Below are 23254 nucleotides of genomic sequence, written 5' to 3'. Positions count from 1 at the left end.
AACAGGGAGAATGGATTGACTGAGACACAGCTGCGCGCACTCTTGCGCGACGGATATCAATTGCTGCGTCAAGGCCGTTATGCCGACGCAGTTGCTCTGGCCGATCGCGCCTGCGCAGACCAGCCTGACAACGCGCACCTTCTCGAATTCGCAAGCGAGGCCCGGTTGGCCAATGGTGATCCACACGCTGCAGCCGAGTGCATCGCCAACGCCGCAGCGGTGGCATCGTCGCCACTTCCCTTATTGATCAAATATGCCGGCCTGCTGATACAGCTGCGTCGTCGCCGTGAGGCGACGTTGGTCGCGCGTCAAGCGCAGGCGCTTGCAGCAGCGGATGGCAACGCGTGGTGGCGGATCGGCGCGCTGTACAGTGGCTGCCAGGACGTGGCTGCAGCCCGTGACGCCTATCAGCATGCGCTGATGCTGCTGGGGGACCAGCCCTCCTTGCTGTACGACCTGGCGACCATGCAGTTCTTCGGTGGCGAATTCGATGCCGCTGAGGTCACCGTGGAGCGGCTGTTGCAACTTGCCCCAAATGCTGGCGATGCGCTGTACCTGCGCGCAACGCTCCGGCGGCAGACCGGGCAGCACAACCATCTGGACGACCTGCGCCACCGGCTGGCAACCACGCTATCGGAGCCATCTGCCAGGGCCGCAGGCCTGTACGCCTTGGCCAAGGAACTGGAAGATCTTGGGCAACATGCACAATCCTTCGAAACATTGACCGCAGCAGCGGCATGCAAGCGCAAGACCTTGCAGTACGACGTGACCGCCGAGTGTGCGCATATCGCTGCGGTGCGCCGAGCCTATGCTGCGGATGCCCTACGCACGTTGCAGCCTGGTCACGACGGTGAGGGCGTGATCTTCATCGTCGGCCTGCCGCGGTCAGGCACCACCTTGTTGGAACGACTGCTCATACAACGCGGCGGCGCGCGCTCTGCAGGCGAATTGATGGATTTCGGAGCAGTTCTTGGAAGCGCCACCTCTGGCGTGATGGAGAGCAATCCCGGCCTGACAGCGGCGCAGGCGTCGATAAAGATCGATTTCGCAGCAGTCGGCAAAGAGTATCTGCGCGGCGCTCGCGAAGTGGTGCATGACCATCCGGTACTCATCGACAAAATGCCGGTCAATTACCTTTACTGCGGTATGATTGCGGCCGCGCTGCCGCGGGCGCGCATCATCCATCTGGTGCGCGATCCGCTGGATACGTGCTATGCGATGTACAAGACCCTGTTCTACAACGCGTATCCGTTTTCATACGCGCTCGATGAGCTTGGCGACTATTACCTGGCGTACCAGCAGACCATGCGCCACTGGCACACGGTGCTGCCCGAGAAAATTCTCGATGTGCATTACGAAGATCTGGTGCGTGATACCGAGCATCAGATCACGCGGGTGCTGACGTGGTGTGGACTTTCATCGAATGAAAATACGTCCGAATTGAAGGACGTGGCGTTTGTCACTGCCAGCGCTGCGCAGGTGCGTGGCGAGGTCCATCAACGGTCGGTGCACAGTTCTCGTCGGCATTTGAATGAGCTCGCTCCGTTAATAAAGCGGCTTCAAGCGGCGGGTGTGAGTGTGTCTTGAGTTTCAGTTCTAGGGATTCCAGTTTTTAGGGATTCGCCATCAATTACCAACAAGCCCAACTGGCACGCGGAAGCGAGCTTTAGCTTGTATGGAATAGATATAACCACGATTGCGGAGACCAGCCTCTACAGGTCGTAGAGGTGTGTCAAAGCAGTTTTTCCGTGACGGGCGCACTGTTTTGGGGCTTCAGTGCACCTATTCAGAGCATTTGTGAATGGCGCTTTAACTTTCGTCAACATCGTCTTAACATCGGGTTGGCAACGTTTTTTCGGAGCGCTCTTCGCCCGGCCGTTTGCCAGTGTGGCTACGCAGTTTGAATGCGTTCGCCAACGATGTCGCAGTCGATCCGCGCTCGCATCACTTCAGATGCCGACGCATTGCGCTGCTTTCCCCCGTTCGGACTTTCGGAGAGAAAGATGAGATTGAAGACCACCAAGTTGCGCGATGCCATCAGGGTATCGCTCACGGTTGGCGCTGCAGCGCTGGCCTTGTCGGGAACCGTCATGGCACAGGAGCAGCCGTCGTTGGATGCCAAGAGCCTGGACACGGTCAATGTCACCGGCACGCGCATCAAGAGCCAGACAATGACCGCCTCCAGTCCGGTGGCAGAAATCAACAAGGAAGAATTCCAATACTCCGGCTCGACCAAGGTCGAAGATCTGATCAATCAGTATCCCCAGCTCGCTGCAACCTTCGATAACTTCGCCAACAACGGGTCGGACGGCTATGCAACAGTCGATCTGCGCGGACTCGGCGCGCAGCGCACCTTGACGCTGGTCAATGGCCGGCGTATTCCCAAGGGCATCGGCGAAAGCCCGGATATCAGCATCATTCCCGCGTCATTGGTGCGCCGTGTGGACATCCTGACCGGCGGTGCTTCTGCGGTGTACGGCTCGGATGCGGTCGCCGGTGTGGTCAACTTCGTGCTGGATGACGAGTTCGAAGGTGTCAGCTTCGACATGGGCTACAACGCCTATCAACACGACAACGGCAACAAGTTGATGCGCGGCCTGATGGACGATGCCGGTTACGATTATCCGACCGGAAACTCCGGTTTCGACGGCATTTCCCGTAACGTGGACCTGGCCATCGGCGGCGCCTTCGGCGAATCCGGTCACGCCACCGCATGGGCCACCTGGCGCGAGAACGATCCATTGCTGCAGGGCCAGCGCGATTACTCCGCGTGTGCATTGAGCAACCGTGGTACCGCTTGCGGTGGCTCGGCCACCGCCGACCCGGCAAACTTCTACGTCGTCGCGCCGTCTGCGGGTGCGTTCTACGTGCAGCCCTCCGCAGGCGGCACCTGGTCGCAGGTTGCATCTCCGAATCTCTACAACTTTGCGCCGGTGAATTACTACCAGCGCCCGGATACGCGCTATACCGCCGGCAGCAGCTTCAAGTACGAAGTGAACGAGCACTTCAAGCCCTACCTCGAAACCTTGTTCGTCAACCGCAAGAGTTCAACGCAGATTGCGCCATCGGGTGCGTTCTTTACCGATCTCAATGTCAATTGCGGCACGTCGGTGCTTGGCAGCCTGTGTAACGATGTCGGCATCACCGATGACGAATTCACTGTGTACGTTGCCAAGCGCAACGTCGAAGGTGGCCCGCGTATCACCAATTCGGACAGCAACAGTTTCAGCATCACCAGCGGTGCGCAGGGCGATATCAACGACAACTGGTCCTACGACGCATCGTTCACCTACAACCGCAGCACCACCAAGTCCGAGAACATCAACGACTTTGTGACCACCCGCGTACGCGATGCACTGCTGGGCTGCCAGCCAGGCTCGTTCGACGGCTGCGTGCCGTACAGCGTGTGGAACGATAGCGTCACCGCAGCCGAGGCAGAAGCCCTGCAGGGCGTGGGTATCGTCAACTACGAAACCTCGATGCGCGTGTTCAACGCCTACGTGACCGGCAACTTTGGCTATAGCCTGCCGTGGGCCGGCGATAACCCGATCAGCGTCGTCGGTGGTGTGGAAACCCGCACCGAAACCTTCAAGCGGGTGGCCGACAGCAATATGCAGACCGGCAACTTCACCGGTCTGGGCGGTCCCACCTCCAACGTGTCCGGCGACATCAGCGTCAAGGAACTGTTTCTGGAAGGCGCGGTGCCGTTGTTGGCGAAGGCAGGCAGCCTGGACAACCTCGACATGCAGCTTGGCTATCGTTACTCGGACTACGACATCTCCGGTGGCGTCAGTACCTACAAGGTCGGTCTGGGTGCGACGTTTGTCGACGGTAAATACCACCTGCGTGCAGGCTGGAACCGTGCGATCCGCGCTCCGAACGTCACCGAGCTGTACAACGAAAACACAATAGGACTGTGGAGCGGTAGCGACCCTTGCGCCGGTGCCAATCCGGTATTTACCCAGGCCCAGTGCGCCAACACGGGCGTGACGGCGGCGCAGTACGGCCGCGTTGCAGCAAACCCAGCGGGTCAGTACAACGAAATCGGCGGCGGTAATGCTTCACTGCAGCCGGAAACGGCCAACACCTGGACCGTCGGCTTTGCTGCCAGCCCGATCAAGGGGCTCGATCTGAGCGTGGATTACTACGACATCAAGATCGACGATGCGATCCGGTCGATCGGCTCATCCAACATCCTGACCGCCTGCGGTGTGACCGGCAATGCGGATATCTGCAGCCGCGTCCGCCGCAATGCCACGACAGGCGATCTGTTCCGCGGCAGCGATGCAGACATCTCCGGTCTGATCTTCAATTCCCAGGACAATTTCGGCTCATTGCACTTCCAGGGTATCGATCTGACTGCGTCGTATGCATGGAGTGTCGGCCCGGGCCGCCTGACCGCCTCGATGATGGGTAGCTATGCCCTCAAGCAGGAATACGAGCCGGTTCCGGGCGTGCAGGAAGTGACCTACGACTGCGCGGGCGTGGTCAACGTGGCGTGCAACAGTGCCGAGTGGCGGCATGTGCTGAGCACGCGCTACAACTTCGATCGCTACACCGTCAGTCTGCGCTGGCGCTATATCGGTGAGCTGGACTATCAGAACACCGACGGCACGCCGGGGACCACCGACGTGCGCTTGGTCAATCAGGACAACAAGGTCTCTGCCTACAACTACTTCGACCTTTCCGGTTCGATGCAGTTGGGCGATTACGTCACCTGGACGCTGGGCGTCAACAACATCGCCGACAAGGAACCGCCGTTGGTGGGTGGCAGCCTGACCTACAACGGCAACTCGCTCGGTGGTTACGACCAGGCCGGCCGCTACTTCTTCACCAGTGTGGGTCTGCGTTTCTGAGTCGCTTCGTGACTGTGTAAAAAAAGAACGGCGAGCCTTAGCTCGCCGTTCTTTTTTGTTGCTTGCGACATGCGCCGCCGATGACGCGCTACTCCACGACCTCATGCCATGTGATCGCCGCTAGCGGCTCGGCTGCGCGTTTGCTCAAAGTCGCAGCTGAAGTCAGCGTGTCACGCCACCGCTTCACGCAACAACGGCGACTCCCAACCTGGGCGCGGCGCAAAACGATCGCCGTAACGCGCATGCAGTGCCTGCAAGCGTTCCAGCAGCGCGTCGGCGCCGACGCTGCGGATGTGCTGGATCGGGCCACCGCGGAATGGGGCAAAGCCGGTGCCGAAGATGACGCCCGCATCGAGCAGATCCGCATCGGCCACTACGCCGTCGTGCAGGCAGGCGACCGCTTCGTTGAGCAGCGGCAGGATCAAGCGGTCCTCAAGATCCGCCGGCACCGCGTAGCCGCTGGCGACCTCGGGTTTGACCGCGCGCCCGTTCTCCCACTTGTACAACCCCTGGCCGTCCTTCTTGCCACGCTTGCCCGGCTCCACGGTGGCCAGCGCCGCAGGAATCGGCAGGTGCAGGAAGGGGGCGAGTTCTGCGCCCACGCCGGCGGCAACATCCAGCCCGACCGTGTCGATCAGTTCGATCGGCCCCATCGGCATGCCGAACTTCACTGCGGTCTTGTCCAGCACCGGGCCCGGCACGCCTTCGGCATACGCGGTGGCCGCTTCGAGCAGATACGGGAACAGCACGCGATTGACCAGGAAACCGGGTGTGCCCGCAACCGGCACCGGGAACTTGTCCAGCGCCTTGCAGAACGCGGCCAGGCGCGCGACGTTGGCCGGATCCAGGCCGTCGTGCTGCACGATTTCCACCAGCGGCATCATCGACACCGGATTGAAGTAGTGCAGGCCGGCGAATTGCGCCGGGCGCTGGATGTGTCCACGCAACTCGGTCAACGGAATCGACGAGGTGTTGGTGGTCAGCAACGCATCGGGCTTGAGCTGCGGCTCGATGGATTGATACAGATCGCGCTTGGCCTGCGGATTTTCGATGATCGCTTCGATCACCAGGTCCGCCTGCGCCACGCCCGCACCGGCCAGATCGCCACGCAGGCGCGCCGCCACCGCCGGCCGCTTCGCCTCGTCCTTGACGCGTTTGGCGAACAACTCGCCGCCGCGCGTCAGCGCGGTATCGATGAAGCGTTGCTCGCGATCCTGCAGCGTGACCTCGAAGCCCTTGTAGGCGGCCCAGGCCGCGATATCGCCGCCCATCACGCCGGCACCGATCACATGCACATGGCGGATAGGGGCCAGCGCCGCAGCGCCAGCGTCCTTGCCGCCCAGCGCCTTCAAGCGCTCGGTGAGGAAGAAGATGCGGATCAGATTGCGAGCGGTCGGTGTGCTGGCGAGTTTCACCACCGCCTTGCGCTCGGCGGCCAGGCGCGCCTGGATGCCGCTGCCACCGGCGCGCTCCCACACGTTGATCAACGCATACGGCGCCGGGTAATGCTCCTTGCGCGCCTTGCGTGCGACCTGTTTGCGCATCTGTGGCGCCAGCAGCTTGCGCGCAATCAAGGTGTTGGTGGCCCACGCAGTGGCGCGTTGTTTGAACCGGCGTTTGCTGCCGGTGAGCGCCAGTGCGGCGGCAACATCCACCAGCACCGCAGGCGCGGCGACCTTGTCGACCAGGCCCATCGTGCGCGCGGCCTTGGCCGACACGGTGCGGCCGGTCAGCATCAGATCCATCGCCGCTGGCGCACCGATCAGACGCGGCAAGCGGGCGCTGCCGCCCCAGCCTGGAAAGATGCCGAGCTTGGTTTCCGGCAGGCCGATACGCGTACTGCCATCGTCGGAAGCCACCCGATACCGGCACGCCAGCGCAATCTCGGTACCGCCGCCCATGCAGAAGCCGTGGATCGCCGCGACCGTGGGGCAGGGCAGTTCGGCCAGCTTCTGAAACACGCTCTGGCCGCGCTGGATCGCGTCGTTGACGGTTCCCTTGCGGTCGAATTCCTGGAATTCCTTGAGGTCGGCGCCGGCGATGAAGCCGTTGGCCTTGCCCGAGCGCAGCACCACGCCCTTGGGCGGCTCCAGTGCCAGTCGTTCGATCAGTGCGCCCAGTTCGAGCAGCACCTCCTGCGAAAACGCGTTGACCGGTGCACCTTGGCGATCAAGGCTGAGCACGACCACGCCGTCCTCGCGCAGGTCGGCCTGCCAATGGCTGAATCGGAGCCCGTCGAAACCTGGAAGCATGCGTCTGGCCGTCCGGAGATATAAGGAAAGATCGTTATCATCCAGAGGTTGTTTCCTTCACGTCAAATACCCATACCTGTCGACAAGGCGGCGTGCGCTTGGTGCGAGGCGTCGCCAGCGGCGCATCGGTGCCGCTACCCTGATGCGTGACGATCGTACGGATCGGTATGAACTTTTCTTTTCAATGGCGGTCTCATTGCCCGACTTCGGTGGGCTGACAGGAGTGCGGCCCGACATGGCCGAAGTCGATACACCTCAGGAGCTGGACCTGGAATTGGTCCGGCGTGTGCAGCGCGGAGAGAGCGCAGCGTTCGATGTGCTGGTGCGCAAATACCAGCACCGCATCGTTGCGTTGATCGGGCGCTACATCGCCGATTGGAGCGAATGTCAGGACGTGGCCCAGGATACGTTTGTGCGCGCCTACCGCGCGATCAACAGTTTCCGCGGCGATTCGCAGTTCTATACATGGTTGCACCGCATTGCCGTGAACACTGCCAAGAACCATCTGGTTGCGCACAACCGCCGTCCGCCCACCGACGACATCGAGATCAGCGATGCCGAGCAGTTCGATGGGGCGACACGCTTGCGCGACACCGATACCCCGGAGCGCGAATTGATGCGACAGGAGCTGGAACAAACGGTGATGCGTGCGGTCCAAGCCCTGCCGGAAGAACTCCGGTCGGCCATCACCCTGCGCGAGGTGGATGGGCTGAGCTACGACGAAATCGCGCGAAAAATGGATTGCCCGATCGGAACGGTGCGCTCGCGCATCTTCCGGGCGCGCGAGGCCATCGACATCGAGCTGCGGCCTCTGCTGGAGACCGAAAGCGCTACCCGTGAGCGACACCGCGTATGAGCCATACCCCTGTGATGTCCACCACCGACAAGTTCGAGCTTCACTATCGCCAGCAGTTGTCTGCGCTGGTGGATGGCGAATTGAACGCCGACGAGTCGCGCTTCTTGTTGCGCCGTCTGGCGCACGACGACGAGCTGGCCGGTTGCCACGAACGTTGGCAGCTGTGCGGCGACGTGCTGCGCGGTGCGGCCAGTGCGCCGGCACCGTTGGACTTCGCAGCGCGTGTGCGCACGGCTATTGCCGAGGAGCCCGCTCCACAGGCGCAATCCTCTACGCGCCCGGCGACGCGCTGGCGCTGGGGTGGTGGCGCGGCGATTGCGGCATCGGTCGCGGCGATCGCCTTGTTCATGGCGCGCGAGCGTTTGCCCGAGACGGCGCCGCCTGCCGTCCAGGTGCCGGTGTTCGCCTCGGCCGCGCAGATGCCCGCCGCAGTGCAGCCGCCGGCAGCACCGAAAGCGCCGGCGACACCGGATCCGGCCACACCCGACGAGGGTGTCGCGCTTGCTGCAGCGGTGCCTGCCGCTGCGCTGGCTTCCACCCGTCGCGGTGCGGCCACGCGCAATCAGCAGGCGGCCCGCAGTGTCGCTGCCCGCCAGCAGCAGGCGCCGACCCGCATGGTGGCCGCTGCCACGCCGGCACCGGTTGCTCCAGCTGTGCGCCCGGCCGCGCCGTCGAACCCGTTCACGCATTCCGAGATGACCTTGCAGGCGCGGCCCTGGCCACGCGCGGCCTTGTCCGGCGCTGGCGACAGTCCGCTCAATGCCAGCTTCAGTCAAAGCCGCCCGGGCCCGGCGTTCTATCCGTTCGAGCCTGCGCCGCAAGCGATTGCCAGCCCGGCAGCGAGCCGGCCGCTGCCGGTGCAGCCGCCGCAAGACTGATCCCGCCGCCGACCTTCATCGGTTCGGCGTCCTCCCTTCCGTTATCGTGCCGGACCCCTGCAAAGGCAGGGGCTTTGGCCCCTGTCGCCCTGCCATCGGAGGCAACCTGATGAACCATCGCATCCGCACCCAGATGTTCGGCCTGATCGCCATGACCCTGCCGCTGGCCGCTTGCGCGCAGCAGCCTGCGCCCGCCGCCAAGGACGCCGCACCGATTGCCGCCAACCGCAGCGCCACGCCTGCGCCGCAGCTGGTGGCGGGCCTGCCGGACTTCACCAATCTGGTCGAACAGGTCGGCCCGGGCGTGGTCAATATCGAAACCACCATCACCCGCAAGGACGCCATGGCGCGCCAGCGGCGCGGCGGGCCGGGCGGGCAGGATGGCGGTGCGATGCCGGGCGATGAGCAGATGCCGGAATTCTTCCGCCGCTTCTTCGGGCCGGATTTCCAGATGCCGGGTGGGCCGCGCCAGGGGCCGGGTGGCCCAGGGCAGGGCGATGACGATGGCGGCATTGCCGGCAAGTCGATGGGCTCGGGCTTCATCATTTCGGCCGATGGCTATGTGCTGACCAACCATCACGTGGTCGATGGCGCCAGCGAAGTGACCGTCAAGCTGACCGACCGGCGCGAGTTCAAGGCCAAGGTGGTCGGCAGCGACGAGCAGTTCGATGTGGCGCTGCTGAAAATCGAGGCCAAGGGCCTGCCGACCGTGCGCCTGGGCGATTCCAATTCGCTCAAGCCGGGCCAGTGGGTGGTGGCGATCGGCTCGCCGTTCGGTCTGGATCACTCGGTCACCGCCGGTATCGTCAGTGCGACCGGTCGCAGCAACCCGTATGCGGATCAGCGCTACGTGCCCTTCATCCAGACCGACGTGGCGATCAATCAGGGCAACTCCGGTGGCCCGCTGCTCAACACGCGTGGCGAAGTGGTCGGCATCAACTCGCAGATCTTCTCCGCCTCGGGCGGCTACATGGGGATCAGTTTTGCGATCCCGATCGATCTGGCTTTCAGTGCCGCCGAACAGATCAAGGCCACCGGCCATGTGAGTCGCGGCATGCTGGGTGTGGCGGTCGGCCCGATCGATTCGCTCAAGGCACAAGGCCTTAGCCTGCCGGACACGCGCGGCGCGCTGGTCAACGACATTCCCGCCGGCAGCCCGGCCGCCAAGGCCGGGATCGAAGTGGGCGATGTGATCACCGCCGTCAACGGCAAGCCGATCGAGGCGGCCAGCGATCTGCCGCCGATGATCGGCCTGATGGCGCCGGGCACCAAGGTCACGCTGGATGTCTTGCGCGACGGCAAGCCGCGCAAGGTGACGGTCACCCTGGCGACGCTGGACAACCCGGCCGGCAACGCCGCACCGCGCACCGCTGCCGACGACAGCAAGCCCAGCGCACCGGCCAGTGTGGAACTGCTCGGGCTGCAGCTCGCCGATCTGACCGCCGCCGAGCGCAGTCGCCTGGGCCTAGAAGCGGGCGAGGGCGTGCGCATCGCTTCGGTCACCGGTGCGGCGGCACGCAGCACCCAGCCGCCGTTGTCGCCGGGCCTGATCATCGCGCGTGTCGGTCGCACCAAGGTCGGCAGCGTCGCCGACATCAACCGCGCGCTGGCCAGTGTCAAGAAGGGCGATGTGGTCATGCTGCTGGTCACCGACGGCAAGGCGACCAGCTATGTCGCTTTGAAGGCTGGCGGCTGACGGAGGGAATGGAGAATCGGGAGTCGGGATTGGCAAGAGCGGCTCCGCGAGGCGATAGCTCGCCTGGCTTTTCCGATTCCCCACTCCCGATTCCCGATTCTCGGCCCTGCGGGGCCGTAGCGTGCGATAATGCTGCGTTACCCTGACGACGGCACCGCCGGCGCCCACCTCAATGTCCTCTGATTCAATGCGGAATATCCGCAACTTCTCCATCATTGCCCACGTCGACCACGGGAAATCCACCCTGGCCGACCGGATCATCCAGCTGTGCGGCGGCCTTCAGGCGCGCGAGATGGAAGCCCAGGTGCTCGACTCCAACCCGATCGAGCGCGAGCGTGGCATCACGATCAAGGCGCAGTCGGTGTCTTTGCCGTACACGGCGAAGGACGGGCAGATCTACCAACTGAACTTCATCGACACCCCCGGGCATGTGGACTTCTCTTATGAAGTCAGCCGCTCGCTGGCCGCGTGCGAAGGCGCGTTGCTGGTGGTGGATGCGGCCCAGGGCGTGGAAGCGCAATCGGTCGCCAACTGCTACACCGCGGTGGAGCAGGGCCTGGAAGTGGTGCCGGTACTCAACAAGATCGACCTGCCCACCGCCGACATCGAGCGCGCCAAGGCCGAGATCGAAGCGGTGATCGGCATCGATGCCGAAGACGCGGTGGCGGTCAGCGCCAAGACCGGCTTCAACGTCGATCTGGTGCTGGAAGCGATCGTGCAGCGCATTCCGCCGCCCAAGCCGCGCGATACCGACAAGCTGCAGGCGCTGATCATCGATTCCTGGTTCGACAACTATCTGGGCGTGGTCTCGCTGGTGCGCGTGATGCAGGGCGAGATCAAGCCGGGCAGCAAGATCCTGGTGATGTCCACCGGCCGCACGCATCTGGTCGACAAGGTCGGCGTGTTCACCCCCAAGCGCAAGGAATTGCCCGCGTTGGGCGCCGGCGAAGTGGGTTGGATCAACGCCTCGATCAAGGATGTGCACGGCGCACCGGTCGGCGACACACTGACCCTGGCGGCCGACCCGGCACCGCATGCGCTGCCCGGTTTCCAGGAAATGCAGCCGCGCGTGTTCGCCGGCCTGTTCCCGGTCGATGCCGAGGATTATCCGGACCTGCGCGAAGCGCTGGACAAGCTGCGTCTGAACGATGCGGCGCTGCGTTTCGAGCCGGAAAGTTCCGAGGCGATGGGCTTCGGCTTCCGCTGCGGCTTCCTGGGCATGCTGCACATGGAAATCGTGCAGGAGCGGCTGGAGCGCGAGTACAACCTCAATCTGATCTCGACCGCGCCGACCGTGGTCTATGAAGTGCTCAAGACCGACGGCAGCGTGATCCCGATGGACAATCCGTCCAAGCTGCCGCCGTTGAACCATGTGGAGGAGATCCGCGAGCCGATCATCCGCGCCAACATCCTCACCCCGCCCGATTACGTCGGCAACATCATCACCTTGTGCGAAGAAAAGCGCGGCAGCCAGATCGGCATCAATTACCTGGGCAGCCAGGTGCAGATCAGCTACGAGTTGCCGATGGCCGAAGTGGTGCTGGATTTCTTCGACAAGCTCAAGTCGGTCTCGCGCGGTTACGCCTCGCTGGATTATCACTTCCTGCGTTTCGATGCCGGCCCGTTCGTACGTGTGGACACGCTGATCAACGGCGACAAGGTCGACGCGCTGAGCATCATCGTGCACCGCAGCTACGCCGATCGGCGTGGCCGCGAACTGTGCGAGAAGATGAAGGAATTGATCCCGCGGCAGATGTTCGACGTGGCAATTCAAGCCGCCGTCGGCGCGCAGATCATCTCGCGCTCCACGGTCAAGGCGATGCGCAAGAACGTGTTGGCCAAGTGCTATGGTGGCGACGTTTCGCGCAAGAAAAAGCTGCTGGAAAAGCAGAAAGAAGGCAAGAAGCGCATGAAGCAGGTCGGCCGCGTGGAGATTCCGCAGGAGGCCTTCCTGGCTGTCCTGCAGATGGATAAGTAGCAGGGGTTTGGGATGCGTGATTCGGGATTGGCAACGACGCGCCAGCCTGAGCTTTTACGAATCCCCAATCTCCAATCCCGAATCCTGTTCCGAAGGAACCCGAATGAAATGGTTTGAAATCGCCCTGGTCGTACTGACGCTGGGCACCGGCTTCATCTGGCTGCTGGACAAGTTGTTTCTGGCCAAGCGCCGCGCCGCACGTGCAGGGCTGCTGGACAGCGAGCCGGCGATCATCGATTACTCGCGCGCGTTCTTCCCGGTGCTGGCGGTGGTGCTGATCCTGCGCAGCTTCGTGGCCGAGCCGTACAAGATTCCGTCCAGTTCGATGATGCCCAATCTGCTGATCGGCGACTTCATCCTGGTCAACAAGTTCGCTTACGGCTTCCGTCTGCCGATCACCAATACCAAGTTCATCCCCACCGGCGAGCCCAAGCGCGGGGACGTGGTGGTATTCAAGCCGCCGCATGCGCCCGACCAGAACTGGATCAAGCGCGTTGTGGGTTTGCCCGGCGACAAGATCGGTTTCCACGGCGATACGCTGTACATCAACGACAAGCCGATGCGCTACACGGTCAAGGGTGAGTACATCGGCAAGGGCAAGGGCGCCGAGATGACCGGAACCACGTTGCTGGTCGAGGACCTGCCGGGCCGCACACACACCGTGCTGGAATGGGTGGATCGCAACATGCCGGCCGGGCAGGGCGACTGGACCGTGCCGGCCGCCAGCTATTTCGTGATGGGGGATAATCGCGACAACAGCGAAGACAGCCGATTCTGGACCCAGACGCACTTTCTGCCGGAAGCCAATCTGCGCGGCAAGGCGTTCCTGATCTGGCTCAATTGCGAAGGGTGGTTCTGCAAGGGGAGTTTCGATCCGTCGCGGATCGGGACGGGAATCCAGTAAATGCACGCACGGCGTGCCAGGGGAAGCACAATGAAGCGCAAGCAGAGCGGTATGACGTTGACGTCGTTCGTGGTGGTGCTGGCGGTGGTGGGGTTTGGCCTGTACTTGGGAATGAAGCTGTTTCCGATGTATCAGGAATATTATTCCGTGCGCACAGCGATGAAGGGTCTGGCCAAAGAGCCCGGCGCCGGCGAGATGGATCCGTCCAAGTTGCAGGATCTGTTCTTCCGTCGGCTGTACATCAATTACTCGGAAAACGTCAAAAAAGAAGACGTCAAGTTCGAGCGCATCGAAGGCGGCTGGCGCATGAAGGTCAACTACGAAGTGCGTCGCGAAATGATCGGCAATCTCGATGTGGTCGGCAAATTCGATACATCGCAGGACATGACTGGACGTGGTGGGCAATAGAACTTTCCAGCGTGGCGATCCGATCGGGCACGCGTTTGCCGATCCGGGTCTGCTCGCCCAGGCGCTGCGGCATCGCAGCGCCGGGACGCCGCATAACGAGCGACTGGAATTCCTCGGCGACGGCATCGTCAATCTGCTGATCGCCGAGGCGCTGTATCAGCGCTGGCCCAAGGCCGACGAAGGCGCATTGACCCGTGCGCGCGCCGAACTCGTGCGCGAAGGCGCGCTTGCCGTCATCGGCCGCACGCTGAATCTGGGCGAGCGTTTGACGCTCGGTCCGGGCGAGCTGAAATCCGGTGGCCACCGGCGCGATTCGATCCTGGCCGATGCGGTCGAAGCGATCGTGGCGGCGATCTATCTGGACTGTGGCTTCGAGCATTGCCGTGAGGTGGTGCTGCCCTGGTTCGAGCCTTCATTGGCTGCGCTGCCGGTGGGCAAGGCTGAAAAAGATCCCAAGACCCGGCTGCAGGAATGGCTGCAGGCGCGGCAACTCCCGCTGCCCAATTACGCGCTGATCAGTGAAAGCGGCGACGAACATGCCAAGCAGTTCCATGTCGCCTGCATTCTGGAACAGCCCGTCGCCCGCGCCGAAGGCCAGGGCACCTCGCGTCGCCTCGCCGAGCAACAGGCGGCCACCCTCGTCATCGCACAACTGGATTCAAACACGTGAGCGAAACCTCCTCCCCACACCGTAGCGGCAGCGTCGCCGTGATCGGCCGTCCCAATGTCGGCAAGTCCACCCTGACCAATGCGCTGGTCGGTGCAAAGGTCAGCATCGTGTCCAACCGGCCGCAGACCACGCGGCATCGCTTGCTGGGCATCGCCACCTTCCCCGAGGGGCAGCTGGCATTGGTGGATACGCCCGGATTGCATCGCGAGCAGAAGCGCGCCATGAACCGGGTGATGAATCGCGCCGCGCGCGGCTCGCTGGAAGGCGTTGATGCCGCAGTGCTGGTGATCGAGGCCGGCCGTTGGGACGAAGAAGACACGCTGGCCTTCAAGGTCCTGAGCGATTCCAAAGTGCCGGTAGTGCTGGTGGTCAACAAGGTCGACCGGCTCAAGGACAAGACCGCGCTGTTCCCGTTTCTGGCCCAGGTCAGCGAAGGCCGTACATTCGCCGCAGTGCATCCGGTGTCTGCGCTCAAGCGCAAGGGCCTGGAAGCGCTGGTCGGCGATCTGCTCAAGCTGGTTCCCGAAGCCGAGGCGATGTTCGGCGAGGACGAGATCACCGATCGCAGCCAGCGTTTTCTGGCTGGCGAACTGGTGCGCGAGCAATTGATGCGCCAGCTCGGCGAAGAACTGCCGTATGCCACCACCGTGGAGATCGAGCGCTTTGCCGAAGACGGCGCATTGCTGCGTATTGGCGCGGTGATCTGGGTCGAGCGCGAAGGCCAGAAGGCGATCGTGATCGGCAAGGGCGGCACCCGCCTGAAGGAAATCGGCGGCAAGGCGCGCTTGCAGATGGAGCGGCTGTTCGGTGCCAAGGTCTTCTTGGAAACCTGGGTGCGCGTACGCGAGGGCTGGTCGGACGACGAAGCGGCATTGAAGGCGTTCGGGTACGAGTAAGACCGGGACCCGGTCCCGCCTGCCGCCATGCTGATCGACAACGAACGCGGTTTCGTCCTGCATGTGCGCCCCTGGCGCGAGACCAGTCTGCTGGTGGAAGTGCTCACCGAGCAGCAGGGGCGGGTGGGATTGCTGGCGCGTGGTGTGCACGCGCCGCGCAAACAGGCCTTGCGCGCCGCGTTGCAGCCCTTGCAACTGATCCAGTTCACGGCAATGCAGCGCGGCGAGCTTGCGCAACTGCGCCAGGCCGAGGCCTTGGACACTGCGCCGCGTCTTGCCGGCGACACCATGTTGGCCGGTTTCTATATCAGCGAGTTGCTGCTGCGGCTGGCCCCACGCAACGACCCGGTGCCCGAGCTGTTCGATTGCTATGCGCGGGCGCGGACGCATCTGGCCTCCAATCTGCCGTTGGCCTGGGGGCTGCGCCAATTCGAGCGCGATGTGCTCGATGGGCTCGGGTTTGCCTTCGATCTGCAACACGACAACGACGGCCAACCGATCGACCCGGCGGCACGTTACCGCCTCGATCCGCAGGAAGGCGCCTTGCGCGTGTTGAGCGAGCGGCTGGCGCAGGACCGGCGCGAGACCGTGACCGGCGCGGCACTATTGGCGCTGGGCGAAGACGTCATGCCGGCGAGCGACGACATGCCGGGTCTGCGCCGCAGCATGCGTGGCGTGCTGCTGCATCACCTGGGCGGACGCGGTCTGAACTCCTGGGAAATGCTCGAGGATCTGGCGCGCCGGCGCTGATCAGCAAGGTAGGCGCGCTACGCGGCTGGGCGCGTCATTCAATCGAGCTCCGTACGCACTCTCTACAACGCAGCGACAGGCGCTCAGTTCAGTGCAGCAACGCCGCCACCGCCTCATGAAACTGCGTCTGCGCCGTGCTCGATTGCGGGTCGCCGCGCAGTAAACGCACAGCACCGGCAAGCCGCGCCGCGCCGACAAAGCCGCAACTGGCCTGCAGCCGGTGCAGATGGTTGCGCAGTGCCGGCTCGTCGCTGATCTGCAGGGCCGAATCTACCGCGTCGCGCGTGCCCGGCAACTCGGCCAGGAACAATTCGCGTAGCGCGTTCAGATGGTGCTGCTGGCCGTTGAGCGCGCTGAGTGCGGCCGCTTCGTCCCAATCGCTGGCGGCGATGTCGACCACGCCGACCGGCGCCACGCTGTAACGGCCGCGCGCCAGTCCGCGACGCACCGCCTGCAGCAGACGTTCGGAGCTCAGCGGCTTGACCAGCATTTCCAGAAACCCATCGGACTGCAGGCTGCGTTGCATGGTCATGGTGCCGTCGGCGGTGTGGGCGAGTGCGGGGACGTCGGGATGCAACAGGCGCAGTGCGCGCAGCAGCTCGCTGCCGGTGCCATCGGGAAGATTGACGTCGATCAACCAAAGGTCGTGACGATGTTCGCGGGCGCGGTCGAGCGCCGAAGACAGCGAATCGGCGCAATCCACCCGGGCGGGCAGGTCTTCCAGGACAGCCTGGAGAAACCCGCGGCTGATCGGGTCGTCTTCCACCAGCAAGAGTCGTGGGTGGGGTTCCTGACGTGTCGCCATATTCATGCTGCCTCCTTGTCAGCGATGCCGCGTCGTGACCGCCGCGCGCAGCCGGAGTTTGCCTGTGTTTGCGGCGCACGACAATTGTCCCATTGCTGCAAGCGGCCTCCATCGATCGCATCTGCGACAATACGCACCCTTTTGCCCGCAGCTCGTCGCCACGTGGCCAGAACCAGAAACCGTTTCGACCGTACCCCGTTCCAGACCGCCATTATCGACCTCAGTCACGACGGCCGCGGTGTTGCGCGCCGCGAGGGCGAGGGCGGCAAGGTCACCTTCATCAGCGGCGCCCTGCCCGGTGAGGTGGTACGTGCCGAACCCACCGCGCGCAACCGGCATTTCGATGAGGCCAAGACGGTGGAGGTGCTGGAGGCATCGCCGCAACGGGTGACCCCGCGCTGCCCGCATTTCGGCGTCTGTGCCGGCTGCGTGCTGCAGCATCTGGACGAGTCGCAGCAGATTGTGGCCAAACAGCGCGTGCTGATGGATAACCTGGAGCGCATCGGCCACGTCACCCCGCAGGCGATCCTGCCGGCGTTGGTGGGCGACAACTGGGGCTACCGCCGCAAGGGTCGCTTCTCGGTGCGGCGGGTGGAAAAGAAGGACAAGACGCTGGTCGGTTTCCGCGAGCTCGATCCGCGCTTCGTGGCCGATCTGTCGGTCTGCTACACGGTGATCCCGCAGATCGGCGAGAAGATTCCGTTGCTGGCCGCGCTGGTCGAAGGCCTGGACGGCAAACGCGACATTCCGCAGATCGAATTCATTGCCGGCGACGAAGCGGTGGTGCTGACCATCCGCCATATGCAGCCGCTCAGCGAGCGCGATCTACAGGCGCTGACGGAATTTGCGCAGGCGCACGCGTTTGCGATTTTCCTGCAGCCGGGCGGTGTGGAGAGCGTGCATCCGTTGTGGCCGCAAGAAGTGCCGCTGTCGTTCCGCTTGCCGCAATGGGATGTGGAACTGGCGTTCCGGCCGCTGGACTTCATCCAGGTCAACGCCTCGCTCAACCAGAAAATGATTGCGCATGCGCTGGCATTGCTCGACGCCAAGCCGGACGACCGCGTGCTGGATCTGTTCTGCGGCCTGGGCAATTTCACCCTGCCGCTGGCACGCGGCGTGCGCGAAGTGGTCGGCGTGGAAGGCGATGCCGGGCTGGTGGCGCGTGCGCGCGAGAATGCGCAGCGCAATGGACTGGAGAATGCGCAGTTTTATGCGGCCGACCTGACCCAGGATCAGCACCATACCGCGTGGATGCGGCAGGGCTTCGACAAGCTGCTGCTGGATCCGCCACGCTCGGGCGCGTTGGAAGTGTTGCAGCAGCTGCCGTTGAAAAAGTTCGAGCGCATCGTCTACGTAAGCTGCCATCCGGGGTCACTGGCGCGCGACGCCGGCTATCTGGTCAACGAACAGGGCTTTACGCTCAAGTCCGCCGGTGCGATGGACATGTTTCCGCATACGGCGCATGTGGAAAGCATCGCGGTGTTTGAGCGGCGCTAGGCCATTATGTTCCGGGCGTCGGTTACCCGTCGCCCGGACGGTGTGACTTTGGTCCTTAGTTTTTCTTTTCGACGGCGTTTTGCCACTGCCCGTCGACCAGCGCGAAGGCCATCGGCCGCGTGCCGCGTTTGCCTTCTGCCTCAACGATGACGTCGCACTCGACCACTGGCGCTTCACTGCCGAGTTTGCAGCGCTCGACACCGGAGACCTGCGCCGTACGCGCGGCGTCTTGAATGCGCGTGCGCATCGCCGCGTCGTTCTCCTGCGCAAGCATCTGGCTGATGGCTTCGCGCAGAAGCACCTGCACGCGATCCTGCGGCGGTACCGGCGCGGCGACTTCCATTTCCTTCTCGCTGTGCTGCAACGCCCACGCGTTCCCTTTCGGGACAAACCGCAGCGTCATGTGTTTTTCGCTGGGCCCGGCCTGGCCGGTGACGATGCAATCGAGCGTCTCCGGTTTGGCGTCGACAGCCGGCAGGCAGCCGGTCAAGGCGGTCAAGCGCGGACGGAACATGGCGGACATGAGCGCGTCGCCCTGCTCCTGCGGGTTGGCTGCGATGTCATCGGCGATGGCCGCATCCAGTGCCTGTTGCGCCTGGGCCAGCGAGAGCGTGGCTGCAGAAGCGCCGGCTGTGGCAGTTGCGCACACCAATGCGGCAGTGAGCGCCGCGACGTGCATGGTGGAGTATCGGCTGACTGTCATGGCGTTCTGTCCTTGAATGAGAGGGGGGCGGAGTGTAGAGGTCGCGAGGCTGCGTCGGCCAGGCATTTTTCTGCAGGTCCCGCCATACTTGTGGACATGGGCATTGAAATCGAACGCAAGTTTCTCGTGACCGGCGACGGTTGGCGTAGCGCCGCGCATGCGGTGATCCCGATGGCGCAGGGCTATATCAACGACCAGGCAGCGATGCGCAGTGGCGCGCAGAACGCGTCGGTGCGCGTGCGCATCCAGGGCGACAGTGCGTTTCTCAATTTGAAATCGCGTGAGGTGGGGCATACGCGGCAGGAGTTCGACTACCCGATTCCGGTGGTCGATGCGCGTGCGCTGCTGGCGCTGTGCGTCGGCGGTTTGATCGACAAGCGCCGGCATCTGGTCGAGTACCGGGGCCATGTGTGGGAAGTGGATGAATTCCTCGGCGACAACGCCGGGCTGGTCGTGGCCGAGATCGAACTCGGGAGTGCCGACGAGGCGTTTGCCAGGCCCGCCTGGGTCGGCGCGGAAGTCACCGACGATGTGCGCTATTACAACCTGGCGCTGGCCTCGCATCCGTTCACGCAGTGGGTGGAGAGCCGGGATTCGGGATTGGGCATTCGGGATTCGTAAAAGCTGAGGTGATGCGTCGGACTTGGGCTTATGCTTTGCAAATCCCAAATCCCCATTAATGAATCCCCGCCCATGCGCATCGATATCTGGTCTGACGTGGTCTGTCCCTGGTGCTGGATCGGCAAGCGCCGTTTCGAGCAGGCGGTGGCCTCGCTTGGTGCGCAGGCCCCTGCGCTGGACATCCATTACCACGCGTTTCAGCTGGATCCCGACGCCGGTCTGGAACCGACACCGTTGCGTGCTGCGCTGGCGCAAAAGTTCGGCGGTGCTGCGCGCGTGGATCAGATGCTGGCGCAGACGCAGGCCACTGCGCGTGCCGAAGGCCTGCCGTTCGATTTCGGGCGTGGGCAGGTGCAGGTCAGTACATTGCGCGCGCATCGGCTGATCTGGCTGGCGAGCCGCGAGGGCGATGTCGAGGCGGTGATCGAAGCACTGTTCCATGCGCATTTTGCCGAAGGCCACAACCTGGGCGCGACCGAAACGCTGGTGCATGCCGGCGCCGCTGGTGGTTTGGATGAGGCGCGCGTGCGCGCACTGTTGGACTCCGACGAAGGCATCGTTGCCGTCGAGGCGCAATTGGCGCAGGCCACTGCGCTGGGAATCCGTGCGGTGCCCAGTTTCGTGATCGATGGACGCAGCCTGATCCAGGGCGCACAGCCGCCGGAAAGTTTTGCGCAAGCACTGTTGCAGCTGGCGGCCGAATCGGCGCCGATCGGTGGTCCCGATGCCTGCGGGCCGGATGGCTGTGCGGTGTGAACTGCCGGCGGCATCTTGCAACTCCCAACAGCTGACGAGATGACACAGCCCGCCCGCCCGAAGACGGTTGCGGTGATCGGCGCCGGATTGGCAGGGCTTGCCTGTGCGCAACGGCTGCAGGCGGCGGGATGGACGGTAACGCTGTTCGAGCAGGGCGATGCACCCGGCGGGCGCATGCGCAGTTGCGCAGGCGATGGCTGGCAGTGCGACCACGGCGCGCAGTATTTCACCGCACGCGATCCGGCGTTTGCAACGGTGGTGGACGAATGGATTGTGGCCGGCATTGCGGCGGCCTGGCCTGCGCGCGTGGCGAGTTGGGATGGCATCGAATTTCGTCCCTCGCAGAGCGTTTTGGCGCGCTTTGTCGGTGTGCCGGACATGGCCGCACCGGCGCGTGCGCTTGCGGCAGACCTGGATGTTCGATCAGGCACCGCTGTGCGATCTCTGCAGCGCGACGGCGACACATGGTGTCTGGCTGTGTCGGGAGACGATACGAGACACGCCTTCGACACAGTGTTGCTGGCGGTGCCGGCGCCGGTAGCAGCTGCATTACTGGAGCACATCGCGCCCACGCTCGCGACGATTGCCGCTGGCGCAAACATGCAGCCGGCCTGGGCGGTGGTGCTGCATTTCGACACGCCGCTCGACCCTGGTTACGACGCCTTGTTCGTCAACGCCGGCCCGTTGCGCTGGGTGGCACGCAACGCCAGCAAGCCTGGACGAACCGGCAGCGAAACCTGGCTGCTGCATGCCAATGCCGATTGGAGCCAGGCGCATTTCGACGCGACGCCCGAGGCGGTGATTGCCAGTGTGTTGCCAACACTGGCCGCGCTTGGGTTGCCATTGCCGCAGTCCTGCGCTGCGTCTCGCTGGATAGTGGCCAGCACCGATCCGCCCTTGCAGATCGGCTGTGCCTGGGACGCGCAATTGCGCATCGGTCTGTGTGGCGACTGGTTGGCCGGCGGCAAAGTGGAAGGCGCCTGGCAAAGCGGCGTTGCACTGGCGGAGCGTGTTCGCGCCAGCGATACCGCATGTAGCGGCCACGATTGACACTGTGGCAGGCACAGCGGACCTCAACCCACAGGCACCCGCACACACGCTGCGCCTGATTCTGGGCGATCAACTCAATCCGCAACACAGCTGGTTCGATGCGACCGATGCGGGCGTGGTCTACGTGCTGATGGAAGTGCGCGAAGAAACTGATTACGTGCTGCATCACGCGCAGAAGATTCTGGCGATCTTCGCGGCGATGCGCGCGTTCGCCGCGCGCTTGCGGCAGGCCGGTCATCGTGTGCGTTACGTGGGCATCGACAACCCCAGCAATCGGCAGTCGATTTCCGCCAATCTGGGCGCGTTGATGGCGCATTACCACGCCGCACATCTGGACTATCAGGCGCCGGACGAATGGCGGCTGGATGAAGCATTGCGAGACTGGTGCGCGTGCCAGCCATTCGCCACACGCATGGTCGACAGCGAGCATTTTCTGACCGAGCGCGATGAGGTGGCCGGATGTTTTCGCACGGGCAGCCAATGGCGTATGGAGGTGTTCTATCGAAAGATGCGCCGTCGCCATCGGGTCCTGCTTGATGCATCCGGCGAGCCGGAAGGTGGACGCTGGAATTTCGATCACGACAACCGCGCGCCGTGGCCGGGCGACCCTCCGGCACCGCAGGAGTGGCGCACAGCGCACGATCACCGCGCGCTGTGGAGCTGCATCGAAGCGGCTGGCGTGCGCAGCTTCGGCGCACCGAACGCCGATGCCTTGCCATGGCCGCTGGACCGTGACGAAGCGTTGCAGCACCTGGAGGCGTTTATTACGCACGCATTGCCGCACTTCGGCCGCTACGAAGATGCGATGAGCACGCGCAGCCCGCGCTTGTTCCATTCGCTGTTGTCGTTCGCGCTCAACGTCAAGCTGCTGCATCCACGCGAGGTGATCGCGCGCGCGGAGGCGGCCTTGCATGACGGACATGCGCCGCTGGCATCGGTGGAAGGTTTCATCCGGCAGATTCTGGGCTGGCGCGAATACGTGCGCGGGGTGTATTGGTCGCAGATGCCGGGCTATGCACAGTCCAATCAGCTGGCGCAGCATGCGCCGCTACCGCACTGGTTCTGGGACGGGCAGATCGGGATGCGCTGCCTGGCCGATGCCATTGGCAACTCGCTGGCCAACGCGCATGCGCACCATATCCAGCGGCTGATGGTGATCGGCAACTTCGCGCTGCTGGCAGGGCTGGAGCCGCAGGCGCTGCATCGCTGGTACCTGGGCGTCTACATCGACGCCTTCGAGTGGGTGGAGTTGCCGAATACGATCGGCATGAGTCAGTTCGCCGATGGCGGCCTGCTCGGCAGCAAGCCGTATATCAGTGGCGCGGCCTATATCGATCGCATGAGCGATTACTGCGGCGGCTGCAAGTACCAGCGCAAGGCGCGGGTGGGCGCGCAGGCCTGCCCGTACAACGCGTTGTACTGGGATTTCCTGGCGCGCCAGCGCACGCTGCTGCACGCCAACGAGCGGCTGGCGATGCCGTACCGGCAGCTCGACGACATGGCGCCGGAGGCGCTGGCCCAGGTGCAGGCGCAGGCAGCGCATTGGCGGGCGAATCTTGAGGTGCTCTGACGTGCGCTGGATCAGGGCGGCTCTAATGACGTCCCGAGCGGCCTGGACACGGCTCAGTCCGCAGGGGCAGGGCGGCTGCGGGCCTTGGGCGAAACCAGCCAGCCGACG

General features: G+C 63.8%; 19 protein-coding genes. 16 read left to right on the top strand and 3 right to left on the bottom strand.

Going from position 1 to position 23254, the window contains the following annotated elements; genetic code table 11:
• The first annotated feature begins 15 nt into the window (after nucleotides 1–15).
• A complete protein-coding gene (locus AC1PLU_RS15795; RefSeq protein WP_481106711.1) occupies nucleotides 16–1587 on the top strand; it encodes a tetratricopeptide repeat-containing sulfotransferase family protein in 1572 nt (523 codons plus the stop codon).
• 416 nt (nucleotides 1588–2003) lie between these two features.
• On the top strand, nucleotides 2004–4856 hold the full coding sequence (locus tag AC1PLU_RS15790; protein ID WP_481106710.1) for a TonB-dependent receptor: 2853 nt from the start codon (nucleotides 2004–2006) through the stop codon (nucleotides 4854–4856).
• A 170-nt stretch (nucleotides 4857–5026) separates the two neighbouring features.
• Here the strand turns inward: AC1PLU_RS15790 and AC1PLU_RS15785 are convergent, their stop codons facing one another.
• Complete coding sequence (locus tag AC1PLU_RS15785) at nucleotides 5027–7108, bottom strand: 3-hydroxyacyl-CoA dehydrogenase NAD-binding domain-containing protein (RefSeq protein ID WP_481106709.1); 2082 nt, start codon at nucleotides 7106–7108, stop codon at nucleotides 5027–5029.
• Between the two features lie 235 nt (nucleotides 7109–7343).
• Between AC1PLU_RS15785 and rpoE the strand changes: the two genes are divergently transcribed.
• From rpoE to recO, 9 genes are all read left to right on the top strand, one after another.
• A complete protein-coding gene (rpoE, locus tag AC1PLU_RS15780) occupies nucleotides 7344–7964 on the top strand; it encodes an RNA polymerase sigma factor RpoE (RefSeq protein ID WP_043908138.1) in 621 nt (206 codons plus the stop codon).
• A complete protein-coding gene (locus AC1PLU_RS15775; RefSeq protein WP_481106708.1) occupies nucleotides 7961–8842 on the top strand; it encodes a sigma-E factor negative regulatory protein in 882 nt (293 codons plus the stop codon). The genes rpoE and AC1PLU_RS15775 overlap by 4 nt, the downstream gene beginning before the upstream one ends.
• 109 nt (nucleotides 8843–8951) lie before the next feature.
• Nucleotides 8952–10538 (top strand): DegQ family serine endoprotease, encoded by a 1587-nt coding sequence (locus AC1PLU_RS15770; RefSeq protein WP_317060159.1) that lies wholly within the window; start codon nucleotides 8952–8954, stop codon nucleotides 10536–10538.
• Between the two features lie 187 nt (nucleotides 10539–10725).
• On the top strand, nucleotides 10726–12516 hold the full coding sequence (gene lepA / locus AC1PLU_RS15765) for a translation elongation factor 4 (RefSeq protein WP_481108532.1): 1791 nt from the start codon (nucleotides 10726–10728) through the stop codon (nucleotides 12514–12516).
• A gap of 103 nt (nucleotides 12517–12619) precedes the next feature.
• Complete coding sequence (gene lepB, locus AC1PLU_RS15760) at nucleotides 12620–13420, top strand: signal peptidase I (RefSeq protein WP_016903795.1); 801 nt, start codon at nucleotides 12620–12622, stop codon at nucleotides 13418–13420.
• On the top strand, nucleotides 13421–13828 hold the full coding sequence (locus AC1PLU_RS15755) for a DUF4845 domain-containing protein (RefSeq protein ID WP_026064646.1): 408 nt from the start codon (nucleotides 13421–13423) through the stop codon (nucleotides 13826–13828).
• Nucleotides 13818–14498 carry a ribonuclease III gene (rnc, locus tag AC1PLU_RS15750; protein WP_481106707.1) on the top strand — a complete coding sequence of 227 codons (681 nt, stop codon included), beginning with the start codon at nucleotides 13818–13820 and terminating at the stop codon, nucleotides 14496–14498. The genes AC1PLU_RS15755 and rnc overlap by 11 nt, the downstream gene beginning before the upstream one ends.
• Nucleotides 14495–15394 carry a GTPase Era gene (gene era, locus AC1PLU_RS15745; RefSeq protein ID WP_023903250.1) on the top strand — a complete coding sequence of 300 codons (900 nt, stop codon included), beginning with the start codon at nucleotides 14495–14497 and terminating at the stop codon, nucleotides 15392–15394. Before rnc ends, era begins: the two co-directional genes overlap by 4 nt.
• Before the next feature lie 27 nt (nucleotides 15395–15421).
• Nucleotides 15422–16144, top strand: coding sequence for a DNA repair protein RecO (recO, locus tag AC1PLU_RS15740; RefSeq protein ID WP_481106706.1), 723 nt, complete (start codon nucleotides 15422–15424; stop codon nucleotides 16142–16144).
• Between the two features lie 88 nt (nucleotides 16145–16232).
• Here recO and AC1PLU_RS15735 read toward each other — a convergent pair whose 3' ends face one another.
• The gene (locus AC1PLU_RS15735; RefSeq protein ID WP_481106705.1) at nucleotides 16233–16955 is read right to left on the bottom strand and encodes an Hpt domain-containing protein; all 723 of its coding nucleotides are present in this window, start codon (nucleotides 16953–16955) and stop codon (nucleotides 16233–16235) included.
• Between the two features lie 156 nt (nucleotides 16956–17111).
• On the opposite strand from AC1PLU_RS15735, the gene rlmD reads away from it, so the two are divergent.
• Complete coding sequence (gene rlmD, locus AC1PLU_RS15730) at nucleotides 17112–18446, top strand: 23S rRNA (uracil(1939)-C(5))-methyltransferase RlmD (protein WP_481106704.1); 1335 nt, start codon at nucleotides 17112–17114, stop codon at nucleotides 18444–18446.
• A gap of 55 nt (nucleotides 18447–18501) precedes the next feature.
• On the opposite strand, the gene AC1PLU_RS15725 is transcribed toward rlmD, so the two are convergent.
• Nucleotides 18502–19308, bottom strand: coding sequence for a hypothetical protein (locus AC1PLU_RS15725; RefSeq protein WP_481106703.1), 807 nt, complete (start codon nucleotides 19306–19308; stop codon nucleotides 18502–18504).
• On the opposite strand from AC1PLU_RS15725, the gene AC1PLU_RS15720 reads away from it, so the two are divergent.
• The 4 genes from AC1PLU_RS15720 (at nucleotide 19246) to AC1PLU_RS15705 (ending at nucleotide 23146) form a co-directional block, all read left to right on the top strand.
• Entirely contained in the window at nucleotides 19246–19770 is a 525-nt protein-coding gene (locus tag AC1PLU_RS15720; protein ID WP_481106702.1) for a CYTH domain-containing protein, read from the top strand. The two genes, AC1PLU_RS15725 and AC1PLU_RS15720, sit on opposite strands and share 63 nt — an antisense overlap.
• Nucleotides 19771–19842: 72 nt before the next feature.
• On the top strand, nucleotides 19843–20526 hold the full coding sequence (locus AC1PLU_RS15715; protein ID WP_481106701.1) for a DsbA family oxidoreductase: 684 nt from the start codon (nucleotides 19843–19845) through the stop codon (nucleotides 20524–20526).
• Nucleotides 20527–20541: 15 nt separating this feature from the next.
• Nucleotides 20542–21576: an NAD(P)/FAD-dependent oxidoreductase gene (locus AC1PLU_RS15710; protein ID WP_481106700.1), complete on the top strand. Its 1035-nt coding sequence runs from the start codon at nucleotides 20542–20544 to the stop codon at nucleotides 21574–21576.
• The gene (locus AC1PLU_RS15705; RefSeq protein WP_481108531.1) at nucleotides 21572–23146 is read left to right on the top strand and encodes a cryptochrome/photolyase family protein; all 1575 of its coding nucleotides are present in this window, start codon (nucleotides 21572–21574) and stop codon (nucleotides 23144–23146) included. Before AC1PLU_RS15710 ends, AC1PLU_RS15705 begins: the two co-directional genes overlap by 5 nt.
• Nucleotides 23147–23254: the final 108 nt, after the last annotated feature.

The sequence above is a fragment of the Xanthomonas sp. NCPPB 2933 genome (genome assembly GCF_056725225.1).
This window is presented reverse-complemented; position numbering and strand designations above follow the sequence as displayed.